Annotated in this window: 2 protein-coding genes and 1 pseudogene; 1 reads left to right on the top strand and 2 read right to left on the bottom strand. The window is 69.6% G+C overall.

Annotation, left to right across the window (positions count from 1 at the left end; all coding sequences use genetic code 11):
• Nucleotides 1–394, top strand: a pseudogene (locus tag VD972_RS38220) (NAD-dependent protein deacetylase); the annotation flags it as partial.
• Between the two features lie 6 nt (nt 395–400).
• Here the strand turns inward: VD972_RS38220 and VD972_RS38215 are convergent.
• Both VD972_RS38215 and VD972_RS38210 read right to left on the bottom strand, forming a co-directional pair.
• A complete protein-coding gene (locus tag VD972_RS38215) occupies nt 401–1,786 on the bottom strand; it encodes a TolC family protein (protein WP_324993763.1) in 1,386 nt (461 codons plus the stop codon).
• A gap of 142 nt (nt 1,787–1,928) precedes the next feature.
• Nucleotides 1,929–3,334, bottom strand: a 1,406-nt coding sequence (locus VD972_RS38210; protein WP_324993762.1) for an efflux RND transporter permease subunit, incomplete at its 5' end; no start/stop codon positions are given.

Here is a 3,334-nt window from a genome sequence, read left to right as displayed (position 1 = left end):
CCCCGCAACTGTCTACACGGTGGACGTGGATCCAGAGACCTTCCGTGCCCGGCCGCCTCTGCCCACGTGCTCGTCCTGCGGCTCGCTCCTGCGGCCCAACATCCTCATGTTCGGAGACTGGGGATGGGATGGCTCCCGCGCGCAGGCCCAGGAGCACCGGCTCGCCCAGTGGCTGGAGACAGTGCGCCCCGGCAAGCTGGCCATCGTCGAGTGCGGCGCCGGTACGGCGATCCCCTCGGTGCGGCGCTTCTGCGAGCACGCCGCGGCGGCCTCGGGAGGAACGCTGATCCGCATCAACGTCCGTGAGCCGGAGGTGCCCACAGGAGGAGTCAGCCTCCCCCTCAAGGCCTTGCAGGCCCTGAAGGGGATCGCGGAGGAGTTGGAGCGGGAGTGAGGCGCCCTACTCCTCGGGCTGCGCGGACGGCGGGGCGAACCTGCCGGCGGCCTTGAGCACGCGCAGCGCGGCCAGGGAGGCGTTGAGCGTCTCTCCCACGAAGCCCGTCTCCGCCGCCGCGAGCGCCGTGTTGATGTCCGTCACCTCCAGGTAGGTGGCCGCGCCCGCCTTGAAGCTCACGTCCACCAGCCGCTGGCTCTCACGCGCCAGCTGCACCTGTCTCTCGGCCTTGAGGCGGTTGGCCCGCGCACTGACCAGATCCAGCACCGCCCGGCGCACCTCGTCCCGCACGCGGTTCTCCGCGGCACTGGCGTTGGCCTTCGCTTCGGCCACCTTGGCGCTGCTCTCGCGCAGCTCCGCCTCGCGCAGGCCGCCGTCCCACAGCACCCACTGCAGCCCCACGGTGACGGCCCAGCTCGTGTTGGAGCCGGTGAAGCCCGCCACGTTGGCCCACCGGTACACGCCTGACAGGCCCAGCGAGGGCGAGTACTTCCACTTCACCCCGCTGCGCCCCGCCTCCGCCAGATCCACGCTCCGCCGCGCCGCCGTCACCTCGGGCCGCTCCTGCACCGCACGCTCCAGATCCTCGATGCCCTCGGGCAGCACCGGCTCCTCGGGCACCACCACGTCGAAGGCCGCCGGCTCATTGAGCAGCGTGGCCAGCGCCTGGAGGGTGCTCGCATACGAGTTGCGCGCGCGCACCAGATCCTGCTCCCCGCGCGCCTTGTCGATCTGCGCGCGCAGCAGCGCCACCTTGGGCTGGGCGCCGACGTCGAACGCCACCTGCGCATCCTTCTCGCGGGCGGTCTGGACCTCCAACAGCCGCTCCTGCACGATCACCGCCTGCTTGAGCCCCGCCGCGCCGAAGTAGAGCTGCGCCGCGGCGAAGAGAAGCTCCCGGCGCGCCGACTCCACGTTGAGCGCCGCCACGTCCTCGGCGATCCGCGCGCTCTTGATGGCCAGGCACAGCGCCGGGGCGATCAGTGTCTGGTTGAGCTGGATCTGGGCGCCCAGCTGGTTGAACCGCTGGATGGGCGCAGTGATGACCTCAGAGGGAATGACGGCCAGGTTGGTGGGCGTGCCCGGCAGGTCCGGAGCCGCCGGATCGCTCGTCGGAGCGCCCACATCCCGGACGGTGAAGCCCACAGGCAGCGTGATGTTCGCCTCGTCACTGTTGCGCGTGTAGGAGGCGCCAGCGGTGATCTGCGGCAGGTAGCCGCTCCACGCCTTGGCGGACAGCTCCTGCGCCTGGGCCAGCCGCGCGCGGGCGGACTGCAGCTCCAGGTTCTGCGTCTCCATGCGGGTGAGCACTTCCTGGAAGGTCAACGTCCGGGGAGCGGTGCCTGGCTCCGCGGCCAGGGCGATGAGGGCAACGAGGGCAAGGGGGTTCATAGAGAGAGGGCTCTTCCTGGTTGGGAGAGGACTGCGGGACGAGAGCGGGTACACCGCTCCCATCCGGGTCAATGACCACGAAGGACAAGGGGGCGCGGAGGGCGAGGCGAGGATGTCTCGCCTCCCTCCTCCGCGCCATGAATCAGGCGGCGTCAGCCTTCTGGTGCAGCGGGGAGGGGGCGTCGAGATCCTCCGCTGGCCGCTCCTTCACCATGCGCCGCCGCAGGCCATCCACCAGCGAGTAGAAGACAGGCACCACGCCCAGCGTCAGCACCGTGGAGGTGACCAGGCCGCCGATGATGGCGATGGCCATGGGCACGCGCGTCTCCGCGCCGTCGCCGCGCGCCAGCGCCACCGGCACCATGCCGGCGATCATCGCGATGGTCGTCATCAGGATGGGCCGCAGACGGATGGGGCCCGCCTCCAGCAGCGCCTCGCGCGTGCTCCTGCCCTGCGCCTTGAGCTGGTTGGTGAAGTCCACCAGGAGGATGCCGTTCTTCGTCACCAGGCCCATGAGCATGATGATGCCGATCATCGCGAACATGGACATGTACTCGCCGGACAGCAGCAGGCCTCCCAGCGCGCCGATGATCGCGAACGGCAGGGACATCATGATCGTGATGGGATCCAGCAGGCTGCCGAACTGGGCCGCCAGGATCATGTAGACGAGGATGATGCCCAGCACGAGCGCCATGAGGAACGCCAATCCCGCCTTGGCCAGCTCCTTGCCCTGGCCTTCGAAGTCCGTGATGACGGTGGGCGGCAGCTCGTCCTTCGCGAAGGTGCCGAGAAACCCGAGCGCCTCACCGAGGCTGTAGTTGCGCAGCTCCGCCAGCACGGTGATCTGGCGCTTCTGCGCCTGCCGATCAATCTGCGAGGGGCCCTCGTCCGGGCGGATGTCCGCCAGGTTGCGCAGCTCCACGAGCTGGCCCGCGGGCGAGCGCACGGTGAGAGCACCCACCTGCTCAGGGTCCGCGAGCACCTCGGGCGGCAGCTTCACCTTCACATCGAAGGTATCCCCGCCCTCACGGTACTGGATGACAGCGTCCCCACCCAGGAAGGTGCGCAGCGTGGTGCCGAGAATGGCCGCGGGCACGCCGACGCTGGCGGCGCGATCCCGGTCGATGTCCACGGAGAGCTGCGGCTTGCCCGAGCGGTAGGTGAGCTCCACGTCCACGAAGCCTGGCTGCTTCTGCATGGCCGCCTTCGTCTTCTCCGCCGCGGCGATGACTTCCGTCCAGTTGTCGCCGCGGATGTTGAACTGCACCGGCTGGGGCCGGGCGCCACCGCCGCTGATGGGCGAGAAGTCCTGCGCGTTGAGCTGCACACCCGCGCTGCGCACCAGGCTCTGCCGCAGGTACTGCTTGAAGTCCTGCTGGCCGTAGTTGCGCTGGGCCAGGGGCACCAGGTTGACGATCAGCTCGGCCTTGTGGACTTCCTCCTGCACGCCACCTCCGACGGAGGTGTAGACGCTGGACACGCCCGGCAGCTTCGCGATCTGCTCCCGGATGCTGGTCACCTCAAGCTGGGTCCGCTCCAGCGGGGTGC

Source organism: Hyalangium sp. (assembly GCF_035629615.1).
Classification (GTDB): Bacteria; Myxococcota; Myxococcia; order Myxococcales; family Myxococcaceae; genus Hyalangium.
This window is presented reverse-complemented; position numbering and strand designations above follow the sequence as displayed.

Excerpts from the sequence above, each read along its gene's own strand:
- VD972_RS38215 (WP_324993763.1), bottom strand. The coding sequence starts at position 1,786 with ATGAACCCCCTTGCCCTCGTTGCCCTCATCGCCCTGGCCGCGGAGCCA.